This is a genomic window from Humibacter ginsenosidimutans (assembly GCF_007859675.1).
In the GTDB taxonomy this organism is placed as follows: domain Bacteria; phylum Actinomycetota; class Actinomycetes; order Actinomycetales; family Microbacteriaceae; genus Humibacter; species Humibacter ginsenosidimutans.
The window spans coordinates 1,988,230-2,015,124 of sequence record NZ_CP042305.1 but is presented as its reverse complement, the minus strand read 5'-3'; the positions used below and the strand labels follow the sequence as shown (position 1 = coordinate 2,015,124).

The window sequence follows — 26,895 nt, the reverse complement described above, 5'->3', positions numbered from 1 at the left end:
TGAACGCAGGAGGGCCGTCCCGTTCGGGGCGGCCCTCCTGCATTGCGGCTCGCAGTGCGCCGGGGCGGTCGGGCCTGGCGGCCTCAGCGGTCGCTCAGCCCAGACGTTCGACCAGCAGCGCCACGTGCCTCGAGCCGATGCGGGTGAGCACCAGGGTGCCGGATGCCTCGCCCTTCAGCTGCAGCCGCTTACGCAGGGCCGCCGGGTCGACGTCCGCGCCCCGCTTCTTGATCTCCAGGGTGCCGATGCCGCGCTGCGCCAGCGCCTTGCGCAGATCGGACTCCTTGTAGGGCAGCTCGTCGAGCACGCGGAATGCTGCGGCGAACGGCGTCGCCAGGTGCGTGTCCGCGGTGAGATAGGCGATGTCGTGGCGAAGCATCCGTGCACCGAGCCCGCGCGCGAGGTCGCCGATGAGTCGGGCGCGGATGACGGCGCCGTCGGGCTCGTACAGAAACTCGCCGAGGTCGCCCGCCGGCTCGTCGTCGGCGTCGGCGGAGCCGGTGAGCTCGTGCGCGGAATCGCCGTGCACCACGAGCGCGGCGCGACGGATGCCGTCCCTCGCCAGTGCGCCCGTCCACACGCCCGCCTCCACGACCTGGCCGTCGACCGAGACCCACTGCGTCTCGGCGTCCTCAGGCAGCAGCTCGCGATCGACGCCCGGGCCGAGCTTGACCCCGACGGGCAGCGTGCTCGCGAGGCCGAAGGCGAAGTCGAGGCTCGGCGACCAGTCGGACGGGTCGGCGAGGCGACGCGTGTTGCCGTGACCCGATGTGCGACGGGCGGGGTCGAGGTAGACGGCATCCATGCCTGCGAGGTCGATGTCTTCGGCCTTCGCGTTCACGACACCGGCGTTCGGGAACGGGGCGAGGTTGTAGCTGGCGATCGCTGCGGTGACCTCGTCGGCCTCGACGGCGGTCACCTCGAGGTCGAGCGCGGCCATCGCCATCGCGTCACCGCCGACGCCGCAGCCGAGGTCGGCCACGCGGGTGAGACCGGCCCTGGCGTACCGTGCCGCATGTCGCGCGGCCACCTGCAACCGGGTCGCCTGCTCGAGGCCCGCCTCGGTGAAGAGCATCCGCGAGGCGAACGGCCCGAACTTGGCGACGGCCTTGGCCCGGAGCTTCGACTGGGTGAGCACGGTGGCGACGAGGCCCGCCGGATGCCCCTGCTTGCGCAGCAGTGACACCGTGCGCACCACGTCTGCCGCCGACTCGTACGGCGGCAGCGAGTCCAGCAGCCGCAATCCCTCGGGGCTCAGCAGCTCGACCAGTTCCGCGCGTTCCACTGCGCCAACCTATCGCGCCGTGCTGCGGACCCGTCTCGTGCATCGGACAGCCGACTTGACCTCAACTCAGGTTGAGGTTCTAACGTCGTATGAGCAAGGGCGGGCGCCCGACCCGCCGCGATCGGCACGAATCCTCCGCGATGACAGCGACAGAACCTCTCACCACCCGCGCCTCCGAGACCCGTCACGGGGCACCCGAGCTCACCTCCGTCGCGGGGTCCGGCCCGGGCTCCGCCGTCGACGCCCAGGCGTTCAAGGATGCCTTCCGCCTCCATCCAGCCGGCGTCGCGCTCATCACCGCGATGACGCCGGAGGGGCCGGTGGGACTCACCGCCTCGAGCGTGGCGTCGGTCGGCATCGACCCCGCGGCGCTCGCCTTCTCGGTGACGCGTGCGACGGGAAGTGCCGGGGGCATCCTCGGGGCGCCGACGCACGTCGTCCACCTGCTCGACGCGCAGCACGTCGACCTCGCCCAGGTCTTCGCGCGCTCAGGAACCGATCGCTTCACGCCCGAGCAGGGCTGGTCGAGCCTGCCGACGGGCGAGCCGCATCTCGCGGGTGCGCGGGTGGCGCTGCGCTGTCGTATTCTGCAGACGACGGCGGTGGGCTCGTCGGTGCTCGTGCTCTCGCAGGTGCTCGACATCTACCAGGGCGAGTTCGGCGACCCGGTCGCGTACGTCGATCGCGAGTTCCGTCGGCTGGGCTGACCGCGCTCACTTTGCACTCACGTTGCACGAGTGCCAACCGTGCGCCTACACTCTCATTAGCACTCTCACTGTCAGTGTGCTAACAACGTCTTCAGTACGAGGTACAGAAAGAGGTCAACCGTGTCGGTCTCCATCAAGCCGCTCGAGGATCGCATCGTTATCAAGCAGGTCGAGGCTGAGCAGACCACTGCGTCCGGCCTTGTCATTCCTGACACCGCCAAGGAGAAGCCGCAGGAGGGCGAGGTCATCGCCGTCGGACCCGGCCGCATCGACGACAACGGCAACCGCGTTCCGCTCGACGTGAACGTCGGCGACAAGGTTCTGTACTCGAAGTACGGCGGAACCGAGGTCAAGTTCGGCAACGACGAGTTCCTGGTGCTCTCGGCCCGCGACGTTCTGGCGATCGTCGAGCGCTGACACTCACGCAGCTCGAGAAGGGGCCTGGATGCCATGCATCCGGGCCCCTTCTGCGTGTGCGGCTCTGTGCTCCCCGAGCAGCACCGATGTCGTACCCCGCATCTACGATGAGTCGGTGTCCGAAACCGATGCCCCGCAACAACAGCAGCCGCAGGCGGCGCGAGCGGGAGCATCCGCAACGGGGCGCGGCATCGTCTACGCGGTCGCCGCGTATCTCATCTGGGGCTTCCTTCCCATCTACTTCATCGCGCTCGCGCCCACCGGTCCGTTCGAGATCGTGGCCTGGCGGGTGCTCTTCTCTCTGGTGTTCTGCGCGATCGCCATCGCGGTCACGCGTGCGTGGCGACCGTTCCTCGCCATTCTGAAACGACCGCGCATCGTGCTCATCATGGGCGCGGCCGGCGTGCTCATCTACATCAACTGGCAGACCTACGTCTACGCGACGACGTCGGGGCAGGTGGTCGAGGCCTCCCTCGGCTACTTCATCAACCCGATCGTGACGGTGCTGCTCGGCGTGATCGTGCTGCGCGAGCGGCTGCGCGTCACGCAGTGGGTGGCGATCGGCATCTCGGTGATCGCGGTGGTCGTGCTCACCGTCGGTTACGGGCAGCTGCCGTGGATCGCCCTCGCGCTCGCCTTCTCGTTCGGCCTCTACGGCCTGGTCAAGAAGCAGGTGGGGCGCGACGTGGATGCCGTCAGCGGGCTCACGCTCGAGACCGCATGGCTCGCGCCGGTGGCGGTCGTGCAGCTCTTCGTGGTGGGCGTGACCACCGGCATCACGTTCGGCCACGAAGGCACGCTGCACACCGTGGCTCTGATCGGTGCCGGGGTGATCACGGCCGTGCCGTTGCTGTTCTTCGCGGCGGCCTCCCGCAGGCTGCCTCTGGTGGTGATGGGATTCATCCAGTACTTCACGCCCATCCTGCAGTTCATCGTCGGCGTCGCCCTGCTGCACGAGGCGATGTCCTTCGAGCGCTGGATCGGATTCGCCCTCGTCTGGGTCGCGCTCATCGTGCTCACCGTCGACATGGTGCGTGCGGTGCGCGCGCAGCGCCGTGTGGGGCAGACGCGGGCCGATGCCGTGCAGGGCGAGGCGACAGAGGCCGTGGAGTCCGACCCGCTGCCCGAGTGATTCACACTCTGTGCCCGGTCCGCCGCACGGCACGCGGCGCATAGTGGAGGCATGGGAGTCGGCGTGCTGCTCCTGCTGGGCGGGACGGTCGGCGCGAGCTTCGCTGAGACGCACGCGCTGACGATGTACCGCGCCGCGGTGCGGGGCTCCCATCAGCGCTACGTGTGGCGGAGCAGGTACGTGCTGCTGGCGTGCCTGGTCGCGGTGCTGTCCACCGTGATCGCGATCATCGATGTGGCCGGTGGCGACACCGTGTTCGCCGCGGTCTGGCTTGCGATCGGCGCCATGCGCATCCTCACCCTGATCCTGAACCGGGACAAGGACGACGACGACTGGTTCAAGCGGACGGGGCGGCGCATCCGTGCCGGTGTCCGTCGCATCGCCTCCCGCCTGATACCGCGACCGGGGGCCGTCGCGCCCGTGCCTGCGTGAGCGGGGGCATACGGGAGTGATCCCGGATGCGCTGCGCGGACGCCGACCGCGCGCAGCGCCCGCGGGCATCCGGAATTCTCGCAGGGCCTGCGGCGTTAGCATGGGACATCCGAGAGCGCTGGTGCAGGGGGATTGCACCACGATCCACCCTTCTTCAGCGGCGGGCCCGGCGGGCCACGACACGTGGCCGGTGGCGGGCGATCACGACGAGCCGATCACGACGGGCCGACACGAGCGGCCGATAACGACAGGGGAGCGATGAACGAGGCAGATCCGTTCGGTTTCATGGGATTGACCTACGACGATGTGCTCCTCCTTCCCGGTTACTCGGATCTCGCTCCCTCCGACATCGACACGACCTCTCGGCTGACCCGTGAGATCTCCCTGCGCGTTCCGCTCGTCTCGGCGGCGATGGACACCGTCACCGAGGCACGCATGGCCATCGCCATGGCCCGGCAGGGCGGCATCGGCGTGCTGCACCGCAACCTCTCGATCGACGACCAGGCCCGGCAGGTCGACCTGGTCAAGCGCACGCAGACGGGCATCATCGACAACCCCGTGACGATCGGTGCGGATGCCACGCTCGAGGAGCTCGACAAGCTCGCCGGCGAGTACCGCATCTCCGGATTCCCCGTCGTCGACGGCGACCAGCACCTCATCGGCATCGTCACCAACCGCGACCTGCGCTTCACGCCCGTCGCCGAATGGGCGACGACGAAGGTCGACGACGTGATGACCCACGCGCCTCTCATCACCGGCCCGTCGACGATCACGCGCGAAGAGGCCACGACACTGCTGCGCAAGCACAAGCTGGAGCGACTGCCGCTGATCGACGGCTCCGGTCGTCTCACCGGGCTCATCACGGTCAAGGACTTCGTGAAGTCCGAGCAGTTCCCGAATGCGTCGCAGGATGCCAGCGGTCGGCTTCTCGTCGGCGCCGCCATCGGTTACTTCGGCGATGCGTGGCAGCGTGCGACCACCCTCATCGACGCGGGTGTCGACGTGCTCGTGGCCGACACCGCGCACGGCAACGTGCGCATGCTCATCGAGATGGTGGCCAGGCTGAAGAGCGACCCGGCGACGCGCGATGTGCAGGTCATCGGCGGCAACGTCGCCACCCGCGAGGGCGCGCAGTCGTTCGTCGATGCGGGCGTCGACGGCATCAAGGTCGGCGTCGGTCCTGGTTCGATCTGCACCACGCGCATCATCACCGGTGTCGGCGTTCCGCAGATCACCGCGGTGTACGAGGCATCCCTGGCCGCCCGTGCTGCTGGCGTTCCCGTGATCGCCGACGGCGGCATGCGCCACTCGGGAGAGATCGGCAAGGCCATCGTGGCCGGCGCCGAGACGGTCATGCTCGGCTCCATGCTCGCGGGCACCGAGGAGTCGCCCGGCGACACGATTCTGGTGAACGGCAAGCAGTTCAAGGCGTACCGCGGCATGGGTTCGCTCGGCGCCATGTCGTCGCGCGGCAAGAAGTCGTATTCGAAAGACCGTTACTTCCAGGCCGAGGTGGCCGACGACTCGCTCATCGTGCCGGAGGGCATCGAGGGCCAGGTGCCGTTCAAGGGCTCGCTGAGCACCGTGGCGCACCAGCTCGTCGGCGGCCTGCATCAGACCATGTTCTACGTGGGTGCACGCACCATCCCGGAGCTGCAGTCCAAGGGCCGCTTCGTGCGCATCACGTCGGCGTCGCTCAAGGAGAGCCACCCGCACGACGTGCAGATGACCGTCGAGGCACCGAACTACCGCGGCTGACGCGTCCGCGACCCGGACCCGAGGTTTGAGGAGCACGCGAGGCACCGCGCTACGGCGGGTTGAGGAGCACCGCGAAGCGGCGCGTCTCGAGACCGGGTACTCCGAGGGCTGGGTTTCGAGACGCTCGCGGCGAGGCCGCGTGCTCCTCAACCCACGGTGACGCGCGCGGCGGAGCCGCGTGCTCCTCAACCAGCGAGCGACCGTTGGGCACGCCTCGTTTGACCGGCTCGGGCACGTCTGACAGAATTACTGTCCGAACGGTCGGTAACTAATGCGCGCCTCGGCGTGCGACGACGGCCGACGCGACGAGGCGTGAACGGCGAGGGCGGTATGGGCATGGCCGAGAGCATCAGGGTGGAGCGACGCGACGACCGCGTCGTGGTCACGCTCGACCGGCCGCAGGTGCGCAACGCGATCGATCGTCGCATGGTCGACGAGCTGCACGAGGTGTGCGCCGAGCTGGAGCGCGACCCCAAGATCCTCATCATCACCGGCACCGACGGCGTCTTCGCCTCGGGCGCCGACATCGCGGAGATGATCGAGCGCACGGCAGAGGACGCCCTCGCCGGCATCAACATGAACCTCACGATCCGCGTCGCGCGGCTCCCGATGCCCGTCATCGCCGCCGTCGACGGTTACGCACTCGGCGGCGGCGCGGAGCTCGCCTACGCGGCCGACCTGCGCATCGGCACGCCGCGCGCTGTCTTCGGCAACCCGGAGACCGGGCTGGGCATCATCGCGGCGGCGGGGGCGACCTGGCGGCTCAAGGAACTCGTGGGGGAGCCGATGGCGAAGCAGGTGCTGTTCGCGGGCCGGCGGCTGAACGCCGAGGAGGCGTTGCGCTGGGGACTGCTCGGCGAGGTCGTCGAACCGGATGAGCTGATGCCCGCCGCGCACCGACTGGCCGACCGCATCGCTGCGCTGGATGCCGCGGCCACGCGGGCGACGAAGGCCGTGTTCGCGGCCCCGCGCGACGAGCATCCACGGGTCGACCTCGAGGCTCAGGCCGTGCTGTTCGAGTCGCCGGAGAAGCGCAGGCGCATGGCGGAGTTTCTGGAGCGACGAGCGCGGAGGGCGCGATGACTGCAGTCGCTCCCGCGCTGCCGGAGACCGTCGGCGTGCTCGGCGGCGGAACGATGGGGGCGGGGATCGCGCACGCCTTCCTCGTCTCGGGCTGTCGCGTGCACGTGGTGGAGCGCGACCGCGAGCAGTGCGATGCCGCGGCAGAGCGCGTCGCGCACGCGGTGCGCGGAAGCGTGGAGCGCGGCACGACGAGCGAGAGCGCCGACGAGCTGATGGCGCGGCTGCAGGTAGGGGTGGACGATGGGGCGTTCGCCCCGTGCGACCTCGTGCTGGAGGCGGTGCCCGAGGCGCTGGGGCTGAAGGCGGAGTCGTTGGCGCGGGTGGAGGCATCCGCGCCGCATGCGGTGATCGCGAGCAACACATCGTCGATCTCGATCGACGAGTTGGCTGCCACGCTGCGGGATCCGACACGGTTTCTCGGCATGCACTTCTTCAATCCGGTGCCGGCGTCGTCGCTCGTCGAGGTGGTGCGCGGCGCAGCGACGTCGGCGGAGATGCTTGCCGTCGTGCAGGGCTGGGTCGCCGCGATCGGCAAGACGGCCGTGACGGTGTCGGATGCCCCTGGCTTCGCCTCGAGCAGGCTCGGCGTCGCGCTCGGGCTCGAGGCGATCCGCATGCTCGAAGAGGGCGTCGCCTCGGCCGACGACATCGACGCGGCGATGGTGCTCGGTTACCGGCATCCGGTGGGACCGCTGCGGCTGACCGACATCGTGGGGCTGGATGTTCGCCTCGGCATCGCCGAGTACCTCGCGGGCGCGCTCGGCGAGCGTTTCGCGCCGCCGCAGCTGCTGCGCGACAAGGTCGCCGCCGGCGAGCTCGGGCGCAAGACCGGCAAGGGGTTCTTCGAATGGAGCTGAGGCCGTCGTCGCGACGTGCGGCTCAGGCGTCGACGATGAGGTTCGTGATGCGGGCCGTGCAGAGCAGGCGACCCTGGTCGTCCGTGACGGTGACGGCGTGCGATGTGACGCGGCGGCCGAGGCTGATCGCCTCCGCGACGCCGGTGACGAGGCCCGATCTGGCCGAGCGGTGGTGCGTGGCGTTGATGTCGAGGCCGACGGCCGAGCGGCCGGGGCCGGCGTGGATGACCGCAGCCCACGATCCGAGCGCCTCGGCGAAGGCCACGGACGCCCCGCCGTGCAGCAGCCCGAATGACTGGCGGTTGCCCTCGACGGGCATGGTCGCGACGACGCGCTGCGCCGACTGCTCGAGGATCGTCACGCCCATCTTCGTGTCGAGCTCGCCGAGCACGATGCGCCACGGCTCTTCGCTCTCCGCCTCGCGCGGTTCCGTCTCGTGCGCCACGGTGCACCCCGATTCGTTCATCGACTCTGCCGAACGTTCGGCAGAGTATCAGCCCGGCCGCCGCGCAGAAGCGGTGTGCAGTGCAGGAGGCGCAGCATGACAGGCATCCTTCCCAGCTACGTGCAGGGACAGTGGTGGACATCGACGAGCGACGAGGGAGCGCACCAGGTGCTCGACGCGTCGACCGGCGAGGTGGTGACGCACGTCAGCACGGAGAGCCTCGATCTCGGCGGTGCGCTGGAGTATGCGCGCACCGTGGGGCGGGCATCCCTCGGCGCGCTGACCTTTCACCAGCGTGCGCTGCTGCTGAAGCAGTTCGCTCAGGCACTGACCGAGCGCAAGGACGAGCTGTACGCGCTGTCGTCGCGTGCGGGCACCACGAAGACGGATGCCATGGTCGACATCGACGGCGGCATCGGCGTGCTCTTCACGTATTCGTCGAAGGGCAGACGCGAGTTGCCGAACACACAGCTCGTGGTCGAGGGCCCGGCGGAGCGCTTGTCGAAGGACGGCACATTCCTCGGGCGGCATGTGTACTCGCGGCGGCCAGGTGTGGCCGTGCAGATCAACGCGTTCAACTTTCCGGTGTGGGGGTCGCTGGAGAAGTTCGCGCCGGCATTCTTGGCCGGCGTGCCCACTCTGGTGAAGCCGGCGACGCCAACGGGCTACATCGCCGAGGCGATGGTGCGGATGCTCGTCGAATCGGGCCTGCTGCCCGCCGGTACCGTGCAGCTCGTCTCCGGCAGCGTCCCCGGGCTGTTCGACGAGCTGCGGCTGGGTGACCTCGTGGCGTTCACCGGCTCCGCCTCGACCGCTCAGACGTTGCGCGCGCACGAGTGCGTGCAGACCGGCGGCGTGCGGTTCACGAGCGAGACCGACTCGATCAACGCGTCGGTGCTCGGTCGGGATGCCGTCCAAGGCACCCCCCGAGTTCGACGCGTTCGTGCGCGGCGTCGTGACGGAGCTGACGGTGAAGGCAGGGCAGAAGTGCACGGCGATCCGTCGCGTCATCGTGCCGAACGGGCTGCGCGATGACGTGATCGCCGCGGTCTCCGAGCGGATCTCCTCGCGCATCGTCGTCGGCGATCCGAGGGCGGAGGGTGTCACGATGGGGCCGCTGGCGTCGCGGGAGCAGCGCGAGGAGGTGCTGCGGCGCATCCAGGAGCTCATTGATGGCGGCGGTGAGATCGTGTACGGGTCCCTTGACGCGCCACAGGTGCGCAGGGCCGATGGCACGACCGCGGTCGAACCCGGGGGCGCGTTCGTCGGACCCGTGCTGCTGCGCTTCGACGACCCGTGGGCCGATGCCGTGCACACGATCGAGGCGTTCGGCCCGGTCGCGAGCGTGATCGGCTACGACACCGCGGACGAGGCCGTGCGGCTGGTCGCCGCGGGCCGCGGCTCCCTCGTCACCTCGGTCGCATCCCATGATCCGAGCGAGGTGGTCGAGCTCGTGAGCGGGATCGCCGCGTACAACGGCCGCGTGCTCGTGCTGGATCGCGACGACGCGAGGTCGTCCACGGGGCACGGCTCGCCCGTTCCGCACCTCGTGCACGGAGGTCCGGGGCGTGCAGGCGGCGGCGAGGAGCTGGGCGGCATCCGCGCCGTGCTGCACCACATGCAGCGCACCGCCATTCAAGGCTCGCCCGACATGCTGACGGCGATCACCGGAGAGTGGCATGCGGGAGCCGCGGTGGATGCCGGCGGCCGGCATCCCTTCCGCAAGACGCTCGCAGAGCTGCAGCTCGGTGACCGGGTGTCGTCGGAATCACGCGAGGTGACGCTGGCCGACATCGAGCACTTCGCGGAGTTCACCGGCGACACGTTCTACGCGCACATGGACGAGGAGGCCGCGGCGGCCAACCCGTTCTTCCCTGGCCGGGTCGCGCACGGCTACCTGCTCGTCTCGTTCGCCGCCGGGTTGTTCGTCGATCCGGAACCGGGCCCGGTGCTCGCGAACTACGGGCTGGAGAACCTGCGGTTCCTCACGCCGGTGTCGCCGGGCGACAGCATCCGCGTCGACCTCACGGCGAAGCAGATCACACCGCGCGAGACGGATGACTACGGCGAGGTGCGCTGGGACGCCGTGCTCACGAACCAGCGCGACGAGGTGGTCGCCACGTACGACGTGCTGACGCTCGTGGCGAAGGAGTGACGGCCAGTACACTGCGGATGTGCTGGCAGTGGTCATCGTTCTGAGCGTGGTGTCGGTGCTGGGCGCCGTCTTGATCATCTTGTGCGGGGTCGGCGTGATCCCGCGCAACCCGTGGGCGGGGCTGCGCATTCCGCCGCTGTTCGCCTCGGATGCCGCGTGGACCGCCGGTCACCGCGCAGCGATCGTGCCGATGGTGTGCGGCGCCGTCGTGAACATCGTGCTCGCCGTGCTCGCGCTGACGGTGTTCTCCGGCACGACAGACTCGTCGGGCGGCGTGACGCTCGTGATCGTCGCGCTGGCGGTGCTCGTGTTGGGCACGATCATCGGCGCGGTGCTCGGGGTCAGGGCGGCGAACCGGGTCGAGGTGTGACGTCGGTCGCCGAGCCCGATGAGAGCGACCTGCACGCGGTGGGGCTGGTCCTTGCGGCCGCATTGACTTCACTGCATCAAATGGGTTGATCCTCAGCGCTTCGCGCTCGCGTCGACCCGCAGCCCGTCGAGCGCGACCGTGAGCACGTCGTCGGCGAGTTGATCGGCGCTCTCGGGGCCGCCCGGCCGATACCACTCGACGATCGAGTTGATCATGCCGAAGAGCAGGCGCGTGGCGATTCCCGGGTCGATGTCAGCGCGCAGCGATCCCTCGTCCCGCGCTGCGACCACGAGCGCCGCGACTGCGCGGTCGAACCTTCTGCGCCGCGCGAGTGCCGAGCGTTCGACGTCGGTGTTGCCGCGCACCCGCAGCAGCAGGGTGACGTACGGCAGCCGATCCACGAGCACGCGAACGGCGCCCCGCAGCACGTACGCGAGCCGGTCTGCGGCATCCCCGGTTCGGGCACTCTCCTCGATCAGCACACCCTCGAGGCCGTCGAGCGCCTCGTTCAGGGCCAGCTGAAGCAGCTCGTCCTTGGATGCCACGTGGTGGTAGATGGCCGATTTCGACAGTCCCAGCCGCTCGGCGAGCATCCCGATGGACGTGGCGTCGTAGCCGTACTCGTTGAACGCCGCGACGGCCACCTCGAGGATGCCCCGCTGGTCGTAGCCGGGGCGCCCGCGCTTGGCGACGGGCTCGGTGGGCTCGGTGGTCTCGGTCATCGGTTCCAGTCTGTCAGTCGGTGACTTCTCGCCGCCGTACAGCTGCGCCGTCCCGGCACGAAAACCGGAGGCGGTGCCCGCTACCGGAGCATTTCTCCGGTGTTCGGCGCGAGAGCGCGACCTCTCCGGTTCTCGGAACCCGGCGTCTGAGCGTCCGACGAGGGCGGAAGGCGGGTGGGCGGAAGGCGAGTGAGCGGAGGGCGGGTGGAGTGCTCATCGCAGGTCGTAGACGCGCTTGTACTTGCCCTCGCTGCGGGGGAGCGCGCCCGGCTCCTCGAGCACGACCGCGACGGTGGAGCCGACGTGGGTCTTGATGCGCTGCGCCAGCACGACGGCCGCGGCTTCGCAGGTCTCGCGGGGCAGCTCGGGGTGGCGTTCGATGCGCACGGTCATGGCATCCAGTTGGTTCTCGTGCGTGAGCTCGATCACGAAGTGCGGGGTGAGCGTCTCGATGCCGAGCACGAGCTCCTCGATCTGCGTGGGGAAGATGTTCACGCCGCGCAGGATGATCATGTCGTCGTTGCGTCCGGTGACCTTCTGCATGCGCCGCATGGCGGGTCGCGCCGTGCCGGGCAGCAGCCTGGTGAGGTCGCGCGTGCGGTATCGCAGCACCGGGAACGCCTCCTTGGTCAGCGACGTGAACACGAGCTCGCCCGTCTCACCGTCCGGCAGCGGTGTGCCGTTGTCGTCGACCACCTCCGGCCAGAAGTGGTCCTCCCAGATGTGCGGGCCGTCCTTCGTCTCCACGCACTCGTTCGCGACGCCGGGTCCCATCACCTCGCTCAGGCCGTAGATGTCGACGGCGTCGATGCCCATGCGCTGCTCGATCGTGCGGCGCAGTTCGTTCGTCCAGGGCTCTGCGCCGAGAATGGCGACCTTGAGACTCGTGGAGCGGGGGTCGACGCCGGCCTGTTCCATGGCATCCGCGATGGTGAGCAGGTAGCTCGGCGTGCACATGATGGCATCCGGCTCGAAGTCGACGATGAGCTGCACCTGCCTGGCCGTCTGGCCCCCGGAGACCGGGATGACCGTGGCACCGAGCTTCTCGATGCCCGTGTGGGCTCCGAGCCCGCCTGTGAACAGCCCGTAGCCGTACGCGTTGTGCACTTTCATGCCGGGCTTCACTCCGGATGCCCGCAGCGAGCGCGCAACGAGGTCGCCCCAGCGGTCGAGGTCGCCGAGGGTGTAACCGACGACGGTGGGGCGTCCTGTGGTGCCGCTGGACGCGTGGATGCGCGCCACCTTCGACATGGGCACCGCGAACATGCCGAACGGATACGACTCGCGCAGATCGGACTTGGTGGTGAACGGCAGCAGCCGCACGTCGTCGAGCGAGCGGATGTCGCCCGGCTGCACGCCCGCCTCGTCGAGCTTGCGCGTGTAGAACGGCACGTTCTCGTAGGCGTGGCGCACCGTCTGCTGCAGCCGCTCGAGCTGCAGGGCGCGCAGCTCGTCGACGCTCATCCGCTCCTCGGGGTCGAGGTCAGCGGCGGCGGCAGGAGTGACGTGCAGCGGGGCAGTCCTGGTGGACGCGGTGTTGTGGGTCGTCGTCATCGACGTCTCCTCGTGAGGTGGTGGGGCTCTTCGGGTCGGAGCGTGCGTCAAGCAGGTGCCGTGCGGCGGGTGGTCACCGAGCGGCCGCGGAACTCGGCGACAGCGTCGCCGGCGTCGTCGACGACCGTGACGTCGTAGAGGCCGGTGCGTCCGCTCAGCGCTCGCCGGGTGGCGGTCGCGGTGAGCACGGCGCCCGTGGTCGTGGACTTGAGGAACGTGATGTCGGCTCCGGCGGCGACCGTGACGTTCTCGTCCTCGTTGCAGGCGATCGCGAACGCGGTGTCGGCCAGGGCGAAGACGAGGCCGCCGTGGATGATGTCGAAACCGTTGAGCATGTCGTCGCGCACGGGCATCCTCACCACCGCGTGGCCGGGCTCGTCGGTGACGACCTCCATGCCGAGGCTCGCGGACGCGCGATCACGCTGCATCATCGTCTGACTGCTCATGGATGCTCCTCGTCGCGCTCCATATGGCACAATATACTAACCGAACGTTCGGTTGGTATAACCGTGTCGAAACGGAGTCGACGATGACAGAAGCAGAGCTTTCGCGCCAGCGCGATGTGGAGCAGCCTGCGCCGACGCCCGAACAGCTCGAGTTCGAGCGGCTGATCGAGACGGACTCGCGCGTGGAGCCCACGGACTGGATGCCCGAGGCCTACCGCAAGACGCTCATCCGTCAGATCTCCCAGCACGCCCACTCCGAGATCATCGGCATGCAGCCGGAGGGCAACTGGATCACGCGTGCTCCGAGCCTCAAGCGCAAGGCCATCCTGATGGCGAAGGTGCAGGACGAAGCCGGCCACGGGCTCTACCTCTACTCGGCAGCGCAGACGCTCGGCATCTCCCGCGACGCGATGTACGACCAGCTGCTGAGCGGCACGGCCAAGTACTCGTCGATCTTCAATTACACGACGCCGACGTGGGCCGACATGGGGTCGATCGGCTGGCTCGTCGACGGAGCCGCCATCTGCAACCAGGTGCCGCTGTGCCGCTGCTCGTACGGGCCGTACGGTCGCGCGATGGTGCGCATCTGCAAGGAGGAGTCGTTCCATCAGCGGCAGGGCTTCGAGATTCTGCTCACGCTCATGCGGGGCACGCCCGAGCAGCAGCGCATGGCGCAGGAGTCGGTGAACCGCTGGTACGCACCGGCGCTCATGATGTTCGGGCCGCCGGACGGCGAATCGCCGAACTCGCAGCGCAGCATGGCGTGGAAGATCAAGCGGTTCAGCAACGACGAGCTGCGGCAGCGCTTCGTCGACATGCTCGTTCCGCAGGCGGAGGTGCTCGGCGTGACGCTGCCCGATCCGGACATCCGCTGGAACGAGGAGCGCGGACACTACGACTTCGGCGTGCTGGACTGGGACGAGTTCTACGAGGTGCTGGCGGGTCGCGGCCAGGCCAACACGGTGCGGTTGGCGAACCGTCGCGCCGCGCACGACGACGGCGCGTGGGTGCGCGAGGCCGCTCGGGCATACGCGGCACGTGAGGATGCCGACCGCTCGACTCTGCTGGAGAGGATCGCGTGATGGCCGCCGCGAGCGAGCAGTCCGCGAATGGACCGCAGCAGGAGAGCACCGGCACCGGCCCGGGCTCCGGCGCAGCCGACCACGAGACGTGGCCGCTGTGGGAGGTGTTCATCCGCTCCTCCCGCGGACTCTCGCACGTGCACGCCGGGTCGCTGCACGCTCCGGATGCCGTGATGGCCGTGCGCAACGCGCGTGACCTCTACACGCGTCGAGGCGAGGGCGTCTCGGTGTGGGTCGTGCCGTCGAGCGCCATCACGACCTCCGACGTGGATGCCCGCGGCGCGTTCTTCGAGACCTCGGAGGGCAAGGAATTCCGCCACGCCACCTACTACACGGCCTCGGAGGGGGTGCCGCATCTGTGAGGCACACGAATCGTGCCGTCTCCACGGCAGTCTCGGCGGAGACGATCGAACGCGAACTCGAGACGGGGCTCGGTCGCCCGAGCGACGCCGTCGCCCGCTACGCACTGGGCCTCGGCGATGACGCGTTGATCCTCGCGCAGCGGCTCGGCGAGTGGATCGCCCACGCGCCGGAGCTCGAAGAAGACGTGGCCCTCGGCAACATCGGCCTCGACCTGCTCGGGCACGCGCGCAGCTTCCTCACCTACGCGGGCTCCGCGTGGGAGAAGAGCGAGGATGATCTGGCCTACTTCCGCGACGAACCCGAGTTCACCAATCACCAGCTCTTCGAGCGCCCGAACGGGGACTTCGCGCACACCATCGCCCGACAGCTCATCGCCTCGGTGTACTTCGATGCGTTGTACGGGCGGCTCACGGCATCCAGCGACCCGACGCTCGCCGCCATCGCGGCGAAGGCGGCGAAGGAGGTCGCCTACCACGTGGACCACAGCGTGCAGTGGGTGCGGCGGCTGGGGCTCGGCACCGACGAGTCGCATCGGCGGATGCAGGCCGGGCTGGATGCCCTGTGGCCGTTCGTCGACGAGCTGTTCCGCCCCGACGCGGCGATCGAGGTGCTCGGTGACGTTGCGGTGCGCCCGGAGACCCTGCGCGACGAGTTCGACCGCACGGTGCCGGCGGTGATCGTGGAGTCGGGGCTCGCGGTGCCGGCAGTCGCGCCGGCGGCCGGCGGCGGGCGCGCTGGCGTGCACACGGAGGTGTTCGGGCACCTGCTCGCGGAAATGCAGGTGCTGGCAAGGCAGCATCCGGGGGCGACGTGGTGATGGATGTGACGCTGGCGAAAGACGACGAGCGACGCGTGTGGGCGCTCGCCGCGACCGTGTGCGACCCGGAGGTGCCGGTGCTCACCATCGAGGATCTCGGCGTGCTGCGCTCCGTGCACGTCGCCGACCGCGACGGTGCGCCGGCGGTGACCGTCGAGATCACGCCGACCTACTCGGGGTGCCCCGCCATCGACGCCATGCACGACGACATCGTCACGACACTCACCGACGCGGGCTATGACGACGTCACGGTGCGCACGGTGCTCGCCCCCGCGTGGACCACCGACTGGATGTCCGAGGCCGGCAAGGCGAAGCTCGAGGCGTTCGGCATCGCTCCGCCGGCGCCGCGAAGCGCGGTGCACGGCGGTGACGGGCGCGTGGGGCTGGGCTTGGGCATCCGCTGCCCGCACTGCGGGTCGCTGCACACCCGTGAGGTGTCGCACTTCGGCTCCACCTCGTGCAAGGCACTCTACGTGTGCCAGAAGTGCGGGGAGCCCTTCGACCACTTCAAGGCGCACTGATGGAGACCTCGTCGCCGCTCCCGTCGCAGTCGAAGCGGCGCGGCGCGTTCCACACGCTCACGGTCTCCGCGGTGAGACAGCTGACTCCGGATGCCATCGAGGTCGCCTTCGCCGTCCCCGCCGAGCTGGCTCACGCCTACGACTATCAGCCGGGCCAGTACATCGCCCTGCGCACGACGCTCGGCGACGACGTGCTGCGCCGCAGCTACTCGATCTGTCAGGCACCGGATGCCGGCGAGCTGCCCGGCGAGCTGAAGGTGGCGATCAAGCGCGACCTCGGCGGCGTGTTCTCCGGCTGGGCGCTGGAGAGCCTGGCACCGGGCATGACGCTGGAGGTGATGAGCCCGGAGGGCCGGTTCACGTCACGGGCGCAGGCGGGCGAGCCGGTGCACTGCGCGGCGATCGCCGCGGGCAGCGGCATCACTCCCGTGCTCGCGGTGGTGCAGAGCGTGCTGGCGCTCGATGACCGCAACACGTTCTCGCTCGTGTACTCGAACCGCACCGCGATGGACACGATGTTCGTCGACGAGCTCGCCGACCTCAAGGACCGCTACCCCTCTCGGCTCGCGCTCTATCACGTGCTCACCAGGGAACGCCGGAGCTCGGAGCTGCTCAGCGGGCGGCTGGACGAGGAGAAGGTGGCGCAGATCCTCGGCGCACTCGTGCCGGTGGAGAGTGTGGACGAGTGGTTCCTGTGCGGCCCGTTCGAGCTGGTGCAGCTCTGCCGCGACGCGCTGGGGGCACGCGGGGTGCCGGGCGAGAGCATCCGCTACGAGCTGTTCACCACGGGGGAGCAGGGCAACCCGGCGCCGCAGCGCGGCAGGCCGATCGTGGTCGACCCGGGGGAGGCGGTGCGCACGATCGCGTTCCGTCTCGATGGCACCACCTCGACGGTGACGAGCGCGGTGCACTCGCAGGAGACCATCCTCAACGCGGCGCTCCGGGTGCGCGGCGACGTGCCGTTCGCGTGCGCGGGCGGGGTATGCGGCACCTGCCGCGCCGTCCTGCGCGAGGGGACCGTCGACATGGTGGAGAACTACGCGCTCGAGCAGGAGGAGCTCGACCGCGGCTACGTGCTCACGTGCCAGTCGATCCCCACGAGCGACCGGGTCGAAGTGGACTACGACACGTGATGGGGCTTCTGTTTCGCGGGGCTCCTCAACCCGCGGGGCCGCGCCGCTTCGCGGCGCTCCGGGGCCGACGAGAAAGGACCTCCCATGCCCGTCCGCAGTGAGCACAGCGATGACGTGGTCGAGCTCGTGCTCGACTGGCCGCAGAAGCTGAACGCGCTCGACCTCGAGGCGCTTCTCGAGCTCGACGCCGCGCTCGAGAGAGCCGAGGGCGCCAGGGCGCTCGTGCTGCGCGGCGAGGGGCGCGCCTTCTGCGCCGGCCGCGACGTGTCAGAGGTCGACCCGGCCACGGATGATCCGCGCGGTTATCTCGACACCTTCACCGCGCTGCTGCACCGGCTCGCGGAGTTCCCCGCGCCGACGTTCGCGGCGGCGACGGGCGCCTGCTTGGGCGTCGGACTCGGCATCCTCATCGCGACCGACGTCGTCTACGTGGCCGACACGGCGCGCATCGGATCCCCGTTCGCGGCCCTGGGCGCTGCGCTCGACTCCGGGGCGCACGCACTCTTCGTGGAGCGTCTCGGCACGCACCGCGCGCTCGACCTCATCTACACGGGCGAGCTGATGAGCGGGGCGGAGGCCGTGGCATCCGGGCTCTTCAGCCGCGTCGTGCCCGCCGACGAGGTCGTCGGGTTCACCAGGGAGAAGGCGGCAGCCGTCGCCGCAGGACCGACTGCCGCGTTCGTCGCGGAGAAGCGGCTTATCGCGAGGGTGCGCGACGAACGCATCGGGTTGTGGCAGTCGATGGCCGACGAGACGGATGCCCAGGTGGCACTCTCGGCGACGGCCGACTACGCCGAGGGTTTCGCCGCGTTCCGGCAGAAGCGGCGGCCACGCTTCGCCGGGCGGTGAGGGGCAGCAGACGCGGTCTCACCGCGCCACGGGAAGTACAGCGCGCAGCACGGTGCCGCCGGCCGTCCCAGCCTCGAGGTCGAGACGCCCACCCGCCGCTTCGAGCCGAATGCGTCGCGTCGCCAGCCCGATGTGCCCAGCCCCCAGTCTCGCCGCCAGCTCCTCGGGATCGGCGCCGACACCGTCGTCGGTCACGGCGAGCACGGCCTGCGTCTCGTCACGTGCGAGGGTGACGGTCGCGTGCGACGCGTGCGCATGCTTGACGACGTTGCCGAGAAACTCACGCGCGCTGTCGTAGAGCAGCTGCTCCGTCGCGGTGCCGACAGTGTCAGACCACCCGGACTCGTCGACCTGCACGTCGAGACGCCCGCGCGCGGCCGTGTCGACGGCCAAGCGTCGAACGGCGACGGCCAGGCCTGCCTGCTGCAGCACGGCAGGACTCAGCTCGGCCACCTGCGAGCGCAGCAGAACGGATGCCTCACCCAGTGCACCGCGCAGCCGCTCCGCGACAGCGGGGTCCGTCTCGGCCGGCAGGTCGTCGAGCTCCTGGCGGGCGGCGAGCACGTATTGCAGCGCGCCGTCGTGCAGGTGCTCGGAGAGGGTCGCCCGTTCACGAGACTCGGTGACGAGAAGCTCGGACAGCAGCGCGCCGCGCCGGGTGTACTCGCGCCCCAGGGCGAGCACGCGCGAGGCCTGCAGACGCACCAGCAGAACGCATCCGAGACCCACGCCTGCCAGGGCGAGTGAGCGCAGCGGCACGATGGCCCACAGCTGACCCGAGGTCTGCACGGCGAGCACGCTGCACACCACGAAGACGACGATGGTCGGCACGATCACCGAAACGGCGGCCCAGACGCGCAGCTGCACGGCGGCCACCACCGGCAGCAGGAACATGCCGTCGAGCAGGATGCCGGCGGTGCTGCTGCGATCGTCGGACAGGCTCGCGACGGCCACGATCACCGCGACGGCCAGCACGTCGCCGTAGAGCGCGAGCCAGCTGAAGCGGAGCACGCGGGCAGCGTCGCCACGCACGACGGCGAAGACGAAGACAGCCCACACGGCGTACCCGGCGACGACGAGCAGGCATGCCAGTGCCCCGGCTGGGGGCGGCACGATGAGCACGGTGAGCGCGAGGAACACCACCAGCACGGTGCGCACCACGGATTGCACGCGGAAACCCCTCGCCGCGTGACGGATGAGCAGTGCCCGCAACTCCGGCACGCGAGCGAGATCTCGTAGTACTGACACCTCGGGGGCGCCGGTCGAGCTCATCGTCACTCCACGAGCTTGCGCCGCATGCCCTCGGCGACGGCGGCGGCCCGGTCGCTGACGCCCAGCTTCTCGTACAGCCGGGCGGCGTGGGTCTTCACCGTGCTGGCGCCGAGGAACAGCTCATCGGCGATCTGGGGTATCGAGAGCCCTCGCGCGAAGCCCTGCAGCACCTGAAGCTCCCGCTCGCTCAGGATCGGAGTGTCGGACGTCTTGCGCAGCCGGATCTCGTCGACCAGCCCCGCCGCCAGTGCGGGAGGCACCACCGTGCGGCCCGCCGCGACATCCGCGACCGCGGCGACGATCTCGGGTCGCGACGCCTCTTTCGAGATGTAGCCGGCGGCGCCGGCCTCGAGTGCGGCGTAGACGATGGGCGCATCCGTGATGGCGGAGACGAGCAGGATGCGCGTATCGAGCTTGTCGCGTGCCGCCGCCTGCACCACGTGGATTCCGTCGAGATCGGGCATCTGATAGTCGACGACGGCGACGTCGGGTTGCAGCTCCGCGATCATGGCGAGCCCGTCCCGGCCGCCACCCGCATCGCCGACGACCCGGATGCGGCCGCTCTGCGTGAGCCCACGAACCATGCCGTCGCGAAAGAACGGGTGGTCGTCGACCACCACCACCGTGATCATCTGCTGCACAACGACCTCCGCACGAGATCGATCTTCACATGTGAGGACGGCTCACGCACCCTTCACGTTGCGTGCGCATCCGGGGTGGATGACCGGGATTCCCCCACCCGGTCCGCCGATCGGACGACACCGGCGATCCGCGGCCGCTGAAAACGTAGAAGACATCGACGGAACGTCCGTCGCCATCTCGAACGTCTCGGCCAGCTCGAACGTCATCTCGAACCACCTCGAAGAAGGAGAACCATCGTGAACCTCAAGCGTGTCATCGTCCTGTCCGCAACGGGCGCCCTCGCCGTCGGCCTGACGCTCGGCGGTGTCGGAACAGCCCTCGTGCTCGACAACCACGGCGCGACGCATCCGGTCGCCCACACCTCGACGCACACGCCGTCGCCGGTCGTGCCCGCCGGACACACGACGGGCGGTGGACACCTCGCACCCTCGAACGGCGGCGGTTCCACGCCGGTGAACACGACCCTCACGCCAGACGATGTCTGGAACCTGATCAAGCCGGTCTATGACCACACGCTGTATTCGAACGCACGGTTCGAGCCGGTGCCCGGCAGCTACGTCTTCACGCAGGGCCGACTCGGCGGGCAGAGCGAGCAGTACATCGGAACCGACGGCAACGTCTTCACGATCGGCATCGTCAAGGGCTCGTTCCCGCAGGAGCAAGCGGCCGTCGCCAAGGCGTCGACGACGGTCGGCGGCTACTCTCCGAATGTGCACGTCTACGAGGTCAAAGGAGGCGGCACCTACACGGGCGACTTCGAGATCTTCGCCGACGGCTACTGGGTCTCGCTCACCTCGAACATGCTGACCACTCCGCAGGCCGCAGCGCCCGCCATCCAAGGCGTGCTCCAGGCTCTTCCGCAGGGCTGAGGCGAGCGAGCCTCACACCGAAACGACGACGGGTCCCGCAGCTCAGTGCTGCGGGACCCGTCGTCGTGCGCGGTTCCGAGACTGTGCACCTGCGGGACCGCGTGCCGCCGGACCCTCCAGAGGCTGCCGGTGCGTGCAACGCGTTCAACGAGCGAGGCGGCGCTGCGATGATGGAGCGTGCTCACCGACCTCGCGCTGCCTGTCTCCCTGATGGCTCAGGGAGAGACGATCTCGGTCCGCAGGGCGGAGCAGCGGGATCTTCACGCGCTCATGCTGCTGCTGTCGGATGATCCGATCAGCGCGGGGCGCGGCGACCTGAACATCGGTGATGACGAGCCGGCCTACCGGCAGGCGTTGATGCGCATTCTGGTCGACGAATCGAACGAGCTCGTCGTTGCAGAGGACGCGGCGGGTCGATTGGTCGGAACGCTGCAGCTCACAGTGATTCCCGGCATGGCCCGCCGCGGGAGCACGCGCCTGCTCGTCGAGGCCGTACGGGTGGCATCCGCTCGCCGGTCCGCCGGGATCGGCAGCACCCTGATGCACTGGGTCATCGACACCGCGGCACCGACCACGGGTGCGACGCTCATTCAGCTCACGTCCGATGCTGCGCGCGCCGACGCGCATCGCTTCTATAAACGGCTCGGCTTCGTCGACTCGCACATCGGCTTCAAGTACACGGTCGAACCTCAGGCAACGAGCGAAGCCTGACGGATCGGTGCACCGCAACCGCCACGAGCCGTCCTGGTCAGATCACGACGCGGAAAGACGGCGACGCAGAGGCGACTCGTGCCCTTCGACATGGCGCGCCGCCCGAGGCGACGCAGATCGCCTCCGGCCCATGAGGGATTTCTCCCTGAGCGAGCCGGAGGCGAGTCGAAGGCGCCGTGACGCCGCGCTCAGCCGCGGGCGCCCCGGGCGAACCGGGCGGCATCCGCCCACGACAGCTCGGGAGCGTACGCGCGCGCGATTGCGACGCCGATGCGCGGCAGTGCCGCGGAATCGGGGTACGCCATCAGCATCGGCCGGAACTCCGGCTGGAACTTGCGCTTGAACCGCAGCAACGATCGGAACCCGTACATCGGCTCGAGCGTGGTGCTGAGGCGGGCGAGGATGCCGTCCAGCGCTCCACGGGACTCGCCGGCTCCGGCATGGGCCAGCGGGGCGCCAGAGAGGCTCATCTCGATCGCACCGTCGTCGCGCATCTGCTCGGCCGAAGCGGCGATCACGAACTCCATGATGCCGTTGATGCTGTCGGTGCGGCGCCGCATGAAGTCGAGCGTCCATCCCACGACCATGTCGTCGCGGTAGCGCGGCATCCAGCTCGTGACCGCCTCGATGCGTCCGCCCTCGTCGACGGCCAGCATCAGCCGGACCTCCGGGTCACGCAGTTCGTCGAGCCCGCCGAGGGTGAAGCCCATCTCGGGCAGGTCCTTGCCCGATATCCACTCATCGGAGATCTCCATCAGCTGTGTCTGCTGGGCAGGCGACAGTTCGCTGTGGCGGGTCCAGACCGCGCGGATGCCGGCCCGCTGCGCCCGGTTCGCCGAAGACCGCACGTCTTGCCACTTCTTGCCGGCCGTGCTCCAGAGCTGCGGCAGGATCACGGCCTCCTCGGCGACGACCATGCTCCGCCACCCCATCGATTGCACTGCCTGCGACAGGTCGCCGTCGATGCTGTAGAACACCGGCACCCAGCCGTGGTCGTCGCAGAACCGGGCGAACCGTCGCAGCGTGGCCTCGTGGCACGTGGGCGTCCCGAGCGGGCCACCCGTGGTGATCGCGATGCCGTTGATCACGCGGTAGGCGACGGCGGTCCGCGGGGTGCGGTCGTCGGCGTCGGGGTGCGCGTCTGCCGCCGCATCGATGTCGGCGTCGTCGAACCAGTAGCGGTTGCCGGTCCAGGTGGTCATGTATGCGAGCGCGTCACCTCCGCGTCGCACGAGCCGCTGTGCCGCGCGGGCGTCGCCGGCGCGGGATCCGGCCGTCATCGTGAGCATCGGCGGAAGAGCTGCCACGAGCACGACGGCCCAGAACAGCGGCCCGACTGCGTGCAGCACCAGCCAGACGGCGAACGGCTCGCCGGCTGTGTGCAGCGCGACCGCCGCACGCAACGGAAGGAATCGCGAGACGATGTCGACGGTCACCTGAAACGGGGTGGCGGCCGCGAGCACTGCGGCGTCGCCGAGCCACGACACCGCCAGGCAGAGCCCCGCCAGAGCCGCTCCCGTGACCGTCACGATCACCGCGAAGCGTTGTACGGAGCGCCGCGACGGCATCACCGTGAACCTGCGGCGGGCCAGCACGAGGGCGACCGCCACGCAGAGCGGCACGATGGCGGCGATCACGAGCCCCGTTGCGACGTGTAACCCGCGGGCACCGGTCAGAGGCCCCATGCCCGAGTCGAGGAGGGACGAGACGAGGCCGAACGAGATCGCGGCACAGAAGGCCAGCACGACGTTGACCACGGTGGCGATCACCAGCGCGAAGCGGCTTCCGAAGACCAGTCCATAGGCGGTGACGAGCAGCACGCCCAGCGGCAGCAGCGAGAAGACGACCGCGGCACCGCCGGCGATCGGCGACATCGAGAACGCCGACAGGCAATGGGTGCTGACGACGCCGGTCGCACAAGCGGGCGTTGTGGCCGGAGTCGCGAAAAGCTCGGCGAAGGGCGCAAGCAGGCCGAATCGTCCGTGTGAGAGCAGAGCAACGACAGGCCCCGCGCCGACCGCTGCCACCACGGACGCGAGCAGCACGCGCACCTCGCGGTTCGAGCTGCGAGTCCAGCTGGCGATGGGGCGTTCCTGATCGGTGAGGCGCACGAGCAGCTCGCCCATCGCGGTCCCGGCGAGCACGGCAAGCACGCGGTAGAGGTCGGTGGGCTGCCCGGCGTACAGCACGAACACCCCGACAACGAGAAGCGACATCAATCGGATCCGGCGGCGCCAGAGCACACCGGCGAATGCGCTCGCTGCGGCGAGGGCGCCGAGCGCTCCGGTGAACGGGGTGACGGCCATCAGATGTTCGGTGCTCTGCACCCAAGGAACACCGGCGACGAGGCCCAACCACTGGAGCCCGATCCCGGCGAGGATGCCCGTCACCCCGGTCGCCGCGAACGCCAGCGCCGTGCGCGCGCCACCCATGAGCCGCTCTGCAGCGCCGACGAGAACGCCGGTTGCTGCCAGGGCGAAGATGAACTGCAGCGGGGAATCGGCGAAGAACAGCGACGTGACAGGCGTCCACCAGTGCCCGTCGGCGAGTGGACCGACTCCGGTGCCCGCCCACGAGAGGGCGTCGAGCAGCGGCCCGGGGAGCGCGGCGGCGATGAGCTCGGCGACCGCGAACACCGTCATCACGGTCAGGGTGACCGGAAAGCTCCGCGCGACGCGGCCGACGCGTGTTGAGGCGCTGCGGACCGCGCCGATCACTGCGCGAGCAGCGTCGCGGGGCGTCGAGGCGGTCGAGGCGCCGGGCACAGCGGGGGATCCCGCGGTGCCGGTACCGGCGACAGTGGGCTCCGACGCCGAGACGAGTGCGGTGGTCATGACGGGTCTGATCCTTCTTGTGGTGACGAGTGATGTTCGAGCGGATCGCTGACCAGCAGTTCCGCCGTCTGAATCCAGCCTCGGCGAGCTGAGGCTTCTCGGGCGTCGCCTGATCGGATGAACCGGGGGATGATCCCCTCCACCGATCGGGCGACGCCCGCGCATACCGGGGCCGGTGTCAGCCGAGTCCCATGTGGGCGAGCACGGCGGGCATCCCCTTCTGCACCCCGTAGGCGACGGTGAACCAGTCGTGCCCGGTACCCGGCGAGACATACAGCTGCGTGTTCATGCCTTCACGTTGAGCGGCGGCGTGCAGTTGCTCGTCCCAGCCGACGTACCTGCTGTCTTCTGAGCCGACCGCGAAGACGGCGAGCGTGTCGCGGTACCTTCCGTGGGCGTGCATCTTCGCGATGGGCATGGCGGCGGCGTATTCGGCCTGCGAGCCGTCGAATGCCTGCGCCACGGTGTCGGGCCCGTTCTCGGGACCGATCTCGCTCGACACGGCGAGCATCGACCCGAAACGAGCCGGGTCACCGGTGAGGAACTGCGACGAGCAGGTCGCTCCCTGCGAGAAGCCGAACAGCGACCACGCATCGCGGTCGGTCGCGACGTAGAGGTGACTGGTGACCCAGTCGACCACGTCGGTGGTGACGTAGGTCGCCGAGTTGCCGAGCGGCGAGTTCACGCACATGGTGTTGGATGCCGTCGGCCCGAGCTGGTCGGGCGACACGACGATCGGCGCGATGCCCTTATGGGCGGCGGCGTAGGCATCCATGACCTGGGCGATGTGCCCGGACGCGAACCAGTCGCTCGGTGAGCCGGGCTGGCCGGACAGGGCGATGATCACCGGAAGCGCCGGCGGATCGGCGACCCGGGCCGCCGGGGGCAGATAAACCACCGCGTCGCGGGCGGCGAAGTGGGAGACCGTGCCGGGAATCGCCACAGAGAGCACCTCGCCGGCCTTCGGCAAGTCGGCGGGTGGTGTCCAGGTCGTCGTGTCGACGACGGGAATGGTGCCGTGCAGGGGGTCCCCGTGCTCGTGGCCGAGTGCACCGCCCTGATACTGCTGCATGCCGAGCGCATCGCTCACGTCGGTGTAGTAGCCGACGTCGGCGTTCACGAAGGCGCACCCCGTCACGATCACGAGCGGCACTGCGACCAGGGCGACCAGCTTGCGCCACCATTGCGAACGCCACGTGCTCACGATGGCGAGCCCGAGGCCGGAGAACACCAGCGCGACCCAGAGGGTCTCGGAGGTCGACAGCTGGGCGCCGAAGAGGTTCCACACGTCGCCGACCAGCCAGGCGAGCAGGTAGCCGACGCCCGCGCCGCTTGTCACCCCGATCGAGGCGGTGAGCATCCAGCGCTTGGTGGGCCTGCGCAGGATCAGCGCGAGCACCGCGACGACGGTGAGGCCGGCGACGGTGGCGAGGAAGGAGATGTCCTGGATCTTCAGATGCAGGAGCCAGGCGAGCATGGGTGACCGACCTTTCCGGCGGATGCCCGCCGAGCGATTGACGGCCCGATCGGGGCCTGCAATTCAGCCTCGTCACGCGTGTTCTCGGGCTCATCGGCCGGCGGGCGGACGGGCAGGTGGATCGTGGCGTCCACCAGCCGGTCCACCGATCGGCGGATCGGTGCGGAAGCCAGGCGCTCGCATCCTGAGAAGAGACAGGCGGGCCGGTCGTCGTCGCGAACGCGCAGAAGGCGCCGGCCCGTCAACGAGAGGAGAGCCGACACCGATGAGCATGATCACGACAGACGGAGCGGAGAGCGCGGCCCCTGTGATTGTTGCGACGGGACCCGCCGCGCCGGCCGCAGTCGGCGACGTAGGGGTTGCCGGGGCGGTGCTCATGACGGCCGTGAGCGGGTGCGTCGACGCCTTCATGTTCCTCTGCCACGGTGTCTTCGCGTTCGCGCAGACCGGCAACGTCGTCTTCCTCGCCGTCGCCATCGTGCATGGGCAGTCCGGCCTTCCGTATGTATGGCCGCTGCTCGCCTACCTGGGCGGCCTGGCCATAGCGCACGTTCTGCGAGGCTTCGCCCCGGAGTTGCCGTGTCGAGCGATGGCGGCTGTCTTCGTCGGCCAGATCATCGTCTTCGCGGGGCTCGCGTCGTTGCCGGCCGACGCACCCAGCGCGGCCTTCGTGATCCCCTTGTCCGTGATCGGCGGCATTCGACTTCAGCTGTTCCGTGGGGCTGCGGGCGTCGGGTTCGTGAGCATCGCCACCACCGGCAACCTGATGCGGCTCGTCGACGCCACGGCGAACGCCTGGCGGAGGCGATCCGCCGCCACCCTGCACGAGCTCGCCATCGCGGCGCTGATCGTTCTCGGGTTCGTCGCCGGCGCGGCCGCCGGAGCCGCCACAGCGACCACCGGCGCAGCGCTGTGGGGGGCCGCGGGGCTCGAGTGCGCCGCACTCGCGGCCTTTCTCCTCG

General features: G+C 69.5%; 25 protein-coding genes and 2 pseudogenes. 18 read left to right on the top strand and 9 right to left on the bottom strand.

What is annotated here, in order from left to right; all coding sequences use genetic code 11:
- Positions 1-94: 94 nt before the first annotated feature.
- Positions 95-1,285 (bottom strand): THUMP-like domain-containing protein, encoded by a 1,191-nt coding sequence (locus tag FPZ11_RS09300; RefSeq protein ID WP_146320279.1) that lies wholly within the window; start codon positions 1,283-1,285, stop codon positions 95-97.
- A gap of 140 nt (positions 1,286-1,425) precedes the next feature.
- On the opposite strand from FPZ11_RS09300, the gene FPZ11_RS09295 reads away from it, so the two are divergent.
- The 7 genes from FPZ11_RS09295 to FPZ11_RS09265 all read left to right on the top strand — a co-directional run bounded on the left by FPZ11_RS09295 (position 1,426) and on the right by FPZ11_RS09265 (position 7,671).
- A complete protein-coding gene (locus FPZ11_RS09295) occupies positions 1,426-1,992 on the top strand; it encodes a flavin reductase family protein (RefSeq protein WP_146320277.1) in 567 nt (188 codons plus the stop codon).
- A gap of 120 nt (positions 1,993-2,112) precedes the next feature.
- Positions 2,113-2,409: a co-chaperone GroES gene (gene groES, locus FPZ11_RS09290; RefSeq protein WP_146320275.1), complete on the top strand. Its 297-nt coding sequence runs from the start codon at positions 2,113-2,115 to the stop codon at positions 2,407-2,409.
- A 115-nt stretch (positions 2,410-2,524) separates the two neighbouring features.
- Positions 2,525-3,541 carry an EamA family transporter RarD gene (gene rarD / locus FPZ11_RS09285; RefSeq protein ID WP_437438630.1) on the top strand — a complete coding sequence of 339 codons (1,017 nt, stop codon included), beginning with the start codon at positions 2,525-2,527 and terminating at the stop codon, positions 3,539-3,541.
- A 51-nt stretch (positions 3,542-3,592) separates the two neighbouring features.
- Positions 3,593-3,973 (top strand): hypothetical protein, encoded by a 381-nt coding sequence (locus tag FPZ11_RS09280; RefSeq protein WP_146320271.1) that lies wholly within the window; start codon positions 3,593-3,595, stop codon positions 3,971-3,973.
- A 258-nt stretch (positions 3,974-4,231) separates the two neighbouring features.
- Positions 4,232-5,731 (top strand): IMP dehydrogenase, encoded by a 1,500-nt coding sequence (gene guaB, locus FPZ11_RS09275; protein WP_146320269.1) that lies wholly within the window; start codon positions 4,232-4,234, stop codon positions 5,729-5,731.
- A 336-nt stretch (positions 5,732-6,067) separates the two neighbouring features.
- Positions 6,068-6,814 (top strand): enoyl-CoA hydratase/isomerase family protein, encoded by a 747-nt coding sequence (locus FPZ11_RS09270; protein ID WP_146320267.1) that lies wholly within the window; start codon positions 6,068-6,070, stop codon positions 6,812-6,814.
- Positions 6,811-7,671, top strand: a complete 861-nt coding sequence (locus tag FPZ11_RS09265) for a 3-hydroxyacyl-CoA dehydrogenase family protein (protein ID WP_146320265.1) — start codon at positions 6,811-6,813, stop codon at positions 7,669-7,671. Before FPZ11_RS09270 ends, FPZ11_RS09265 begins: the two co-directional genes overlap by 4 nt.
- Before the next feature lie 22 nt (positions 7,672-7,693).
- On the opposite strand, the gene FPZ11_RS09260 is transcribed toward FPZ11_RS09265, so the two are convergent.
- Positions 7,694-8,137: a PaaI family thioesterase gene (locus FPZ11_RS09260; protein WP_146320263.1), complete on the bottom strand. Its 444-nt coding sequence runs from the start codon at positions 8,135-8,137 to the stop codon at positions 7,694-7,696.
- 75 nt (positions 8,138-8,212) lie between these two features.
- On the opposite strand from FPZ11_RS09260, the pseudogene paaZ reads away from it, so the two are divergent.
- Positions 8,213-10,271: pseudogene (gene paaZ, locus FPZ11_RS09255) on the top strand (phenylacetic acid degradation bifunctional protein PaaZ).
- Between the two features lie 19 nt (positions 10,272-10,290).
- Entirely contained in the window at positions 10,291-10,641 is a 351-nt protein-coding gene (locus FPZ11_RS09250; protein WP_146320262.1) for an SdpI family protein, read from the top strand.
- Positions 10,642-10,733: 92 nt separating this feature from the next.
- Here the strand turns inward: FPZ11_RS09250 and FPZ11_RS09245 are convergent, their stop codons facing one another.
- The 3 genes from FPZ11_RS09245 to paaI all read right to left on the bottom strand — a co-directional run bounded on the left by FPZ11_RS09245 (position 10,734) and on the right by paaI (position 13,363).
- Complete coding sequence (locus tag FPZ11_RS09245; RefSeq protein WP_146320260.1) at positions 10,734-11,363, bottom strand: TetR/AcrR family transcriptional regulator; 630 nt, start codon at positions 11,361-11,363, stop codon at positions 10,734-10,736.
- A 213-nt stretch (positions 11,364-11,576) separates the two neighbouring features.
- On the bottom strand, positions 11,577-12,917 hold the full coding sequence (gene paaK, locus FPZ11_RS09240; RefSeq protein WP_146320258.1) for a phenylacetate--CoA ligase PaaK: 1,341 nt from the start codon (positions 12,915-12,917) through the stop codon (positions 11,577-11,579).
- Positions 12,918-12,964: 47 nt separating this feature from the next.
- Positions 12,965-13,363 carry a hydroxyphenylacetyl-CoA thioesterase PaaI gene (gene paaI, locus FPZ11_RS09235; RefSeq protein ID WP_210416001.1) on the bottom strand — a complete coding sequence of 133 codons (399 nt, stop codon included), beginning with the start codon at positions 13,361-13,363 and terminating at the stop codon, positions 12,965-12,967.
- Positions 13,364-13,446: 83 nt separating this feature from the next.
- Between paaI and paaA the strand changes: the two genes are divergently transcribed.
- From paaA to FPZ11_RS09205, 6 genes are all read left to right on the top strand, one after another.
- Positions 13,447-14,445 carry a 1,2-phenylacetyl-CoA epoxidase subunit PaaA gene (paaA, locus tag FPZ11_RS09230; protein ID WP_146320256.1) on the top strand — a complete coding sequence of 333 codons (999 nt, stop codon included), beginning with the start codon at positions 13,447-13,449 and terminating at the stop codon, positions 14,443-14,445.
- Positions 14,445-14,807: a 1,2-phenylacetyl-CoA epoxidase subunit PaaB gene (gene paaB / locus FPZ11_RS09225; RefSeq protein WP_146320254.1), complete on the top strand. Its 363-nt coding sequence runs from the start codon at positions 14,445-14,447 to the stop codon at positions 14,805-14,807. Before paaA ends, paaB begins: the two co-directional genes overlap by 1 nt.
- On the top strand, positions 14,804-15,625 hold the full coding sequence (gene paaC / locus FPZ11_RS09220) for a 1,2-phenylacetyl-CoA epoxidase subunit PaaC (RefSeq protein ID WP_146320252.1): 822 nt from the start codon (positions 14,804-14,806) through the stop codon (positions 15,623-15,625). Before paaB ends, paaC begins: the two co-directional genes overlap by 4 nt.
- Entirely contained in the window at positions 15,625-16,146 is a 522-nt protein-coding gene (paaD, locus tag FPZ11_RS09215) for a 1,2-phenylacetyl-CoA epoxidase subunit PaaD (RefSeq protein WP_146320250.1), read from the top strand. The genes paaC and paaD overlap by 1 nt, the downstream gene beginning before the upstream one ends.
- Positions 16,146-17,279 (top strand): 1,2-phenylacetyl-CoA epoxidase subunit PaaE, encoded by a 1,134-nt coding sequence (paaE, locus tag FPZ11_RS09210; RefSeq protein WP_146320248.1) that lies wholly within the window; start codon positions 16,146-16,148, stop codon positions 17,277-17,279. The genes paaD and paaE overlap by 1 nt, the downstream gene beginning before the upstream one ends.
- An 84-nt stretch (positions 17,280-17,363) precedes the next feature.
- A complete protein-coding gene (locus FPZ11_RS09205) occupies positions 17,364-18,128 on the top strand; it encodes an enoyl-CoA hydratase/isomerase family protein (protein WP_146320246.1) in 765 nt (254 codons plus the stop codon).
- An 18-nt stretch (positions 18,129-18,146) separates the two neighbouring features.
- Here the strand turns inward: FPZ11_RS09205 and FPZ11_RS09200 are convergent, their stop codons facing one another.
- Together FPZ11_RS09200 and FPZ11_RS09195 are read right to left on the bottom strand one after the other, a co-directional pair.
- Positions 18,147-19,400, bottom strand: a complete 1,254-nt coding sequence (locus tag FPZ11_RS09200) for a sensor histidine kinase (RefSeq protein ID WP_146320244.1) — start codon at positions 19,398-19,400, stop codon at positions 18,147-18,149.
- Between the two features lie 2 nt (positions 19,401-19,402).
- Positions 19,403-20,032, bottom strand: coding sequence for a response regulator transcription factor (locus tag FPZ11_RS09195; protein ID WP_210416030.1), 630 nt, complete (start codon positions 20,030-20,032; stop codon positions 19,403-19,405).
- 246 nt (positions 20,033-20,278) lie between these two features.
- On the opposite strand from FPZ11_RS09195, the gene FPZ11_RS09190 reads away from it, so the two are divergent.
- Together FPZ11_RS09190 and FPZ11_RS09185 are read left to right on the top strand one after the other, a co-directional pair.
- A complete protein-coding gene (locus tag FPZ11_RS09190) occupies positions 20,279-20,911 on the top strand; it encodes a hypothetical protein (protein ID WP_146320241.1) in 633 nt (210 codons plus the stop codon).
- A gap of 177 nt (positions 20,912-21,088) precedes the next feature.
- Complete coding sequence (locus tag FPZ11_RS09185) at positions 21,089-21,622, top strand: GNAT family N-acetyltransferase (protein ID WP_146320239.1); 534 nt, start codon at positions 21,089-21,091, stop codon at positions 21,620-21,622.
- A 188-nt stretch (positions 21,623-21,810) separates the two neighbouring features.
- Here FPZ11_RS09185 and FPZ11_RS09180 read toward each other — a convergent pair whose 3' ends face one another.
- Both FPZ11_RS09180 and FPZ11_RS09175 read right to left on the bottom strand, forming a co-directional pair.
- Positions 21,811-24,456 carry a DUF2156 domain-containing protein gene (locus FPZ11_RS09180; protein ID WP_246846610.1) on the bottom strand — a complete coding sequence of 882 codons (2,646 nt, stop codon included), beginning with the start codon at positions 24,454-24,456 and terminating at the stop codon, positions 21,811-21,813.
- Positions 24,457-24,634: 178 nt separating this feature from the next.
- Positions 24,635-25,933 carry an alpha/beta hydrolase gene (locus tag FPZ11_RS09175; protein WP_146320237.1) on the bottom strand — a complete coding sequence of 433 codons (1,299 nt, stop codon included), beginning with the start codon at positions 25,931-25,933 and terminating at the stop codon, positions 24,635-24,637.
- Here FPZ11_RS09175 and FPZ11_RS20295 point away from each other — a divergent pair.
- Positions 25,896-26,816: pseudogene (locus FPZ11_RS20295) on the top strand (YoaK family protein); the annotation flags it as partial. The gene FPZ11_RS09175 and the pseudogene FPZ11_RS20295 overlap by 38 nt on opposite strands.
- Positions 26,817-26,895 lie beyond the last annotated feature (79 nt).

Excerpts from the sequence above, each read along its gene's own strand:
- FPZ11_RS09295 (WP_146320277.1), top strand. The coding sequence starts at position 1,426 with ATGACAGCGACAGAACCTCTCACCACCCGCGCCTCCGAGACCCGTCAC.
- FPZ11_RS09280 (WP_146320271.1), top strand. The coding sequence starts at position 3,593 with ATGGGAGTCGGCGTGCTGCTCCTGCTGGGCGGGACGGTCGGCGCGAGC.
- guaB (WP_146320269.1), top strand. The coding sequence starts at position 4,232 with ATGAACGAGGCAGATCCGTTCGGTTTCATGGGATTGACCTACGACGAT.
- FPZ11_RS09270 (WP_146320267.1), top strand. The coding sequence starts at position 6,068 with ATGGCCGAGAGCATCAGGGTGGAGCGACGCGACGACCGCGTCGTGGTC.
- FPZ11_RS09265 (WP_146320265.1), top strand. The coding sequence starts at position 6,811 with ATGACTGCAGTCGCTCCCGCGCTGCCGGAGACCGTCGGCGTGCTCGGC.
- FPZ11_RS09260 (WP_146320263.1), bottom strand. The coding sequence starts at position 8,137 with ATGAACGAATCGGGGTGCACCGTGGCGCACGAGACGGAACCGCGCGAG.
- FPZ11_RS09245 (WP_146320260.1), bottom strand. The coding sequence starts at position 11,363 with ATGACCGAGACCACCGAGCCCACCGAGCCCGTCGCCAAGCGCGGGCGC.
- paaK (WP_146320258.1), bottom strand. The coding sequence starts at position 12,917 with ATGACGACGACCCACAACACCGCGTCCACCAGGACTGCCCCGCTGCAC.
- paaI (WP_210416001.1), bottom strand. The coding sequence starts at position 13,363 with ATGAGCAGTCAGACGATGATGCAGCGTGATCGCGCGTCCGCGAGCCTC.
- paaA (WP_146320256.1), top strand. The coding sequence starts at position 13,447 with ATGACAGAAGCAGAGCTTTCGCGCCAGCGCGATGTGGAGCAGCCTGCG.
- paaB (WP_146320254.1), top strand. The coding sequence starts at position 14,445 with ATGGCCGCCGCGAGCGAGCAGTCCGCGAATGGACCGCAGCAGGAGAGC.
- paaD (WP_146320250.1), top strand. The coding sequence starts at position 15,625 with ATGGATGTGACGCTGGCGAAAGACGACGAGCGACGCGTGTGGGCGCTC.
- paaE (WP_146320248.1), top strand. The coding sequence starts at position 16,146 with ATGGAGACCTCGTCGCCGCTCCCGTCGCAGTCGAAGCGGCGCGGCGCG.
- FPZ11_RS09205 (WP_146320246.1), top strand. The coding sequence starts at position 17,364 with ATGCCCGTCCGCAGTGAGCACAGCGATGACGTGGTCGAGCTCGTGCTC.
- FPZ11_RS09200 (WP_146320244.1), bottom strand. The coding sequence starts at position 19,400 with ATGAGCTCGACCGGCGCCCCCGAGGTGTCAGTACTACGAGATCTCGCT.
- FPZ11_RS09195 (WP_210416030.1), bottom strand. The coding sequence starts at position 20,032 with ATGATCACGGTGGTGGTGGTCGACGACCACCCGTTCTTTCGCGACGGC.
- FPZ11_RS09180 (WP_246846610.1), bottom strand. The coding sequence starts at position 24,456 with ATGACCACCGCACTCGTCTCGGCGTCGGAGCCCACTGTCGCCGGTACC.
- FPZ11_RS09175 (WP_146320237.1), bottom strand. The coding sequence starts at position 25,933 with ATGCTCGCCTGGCTCCTGCATCTGAAGATCCAGGACATCTCCTTCCTC.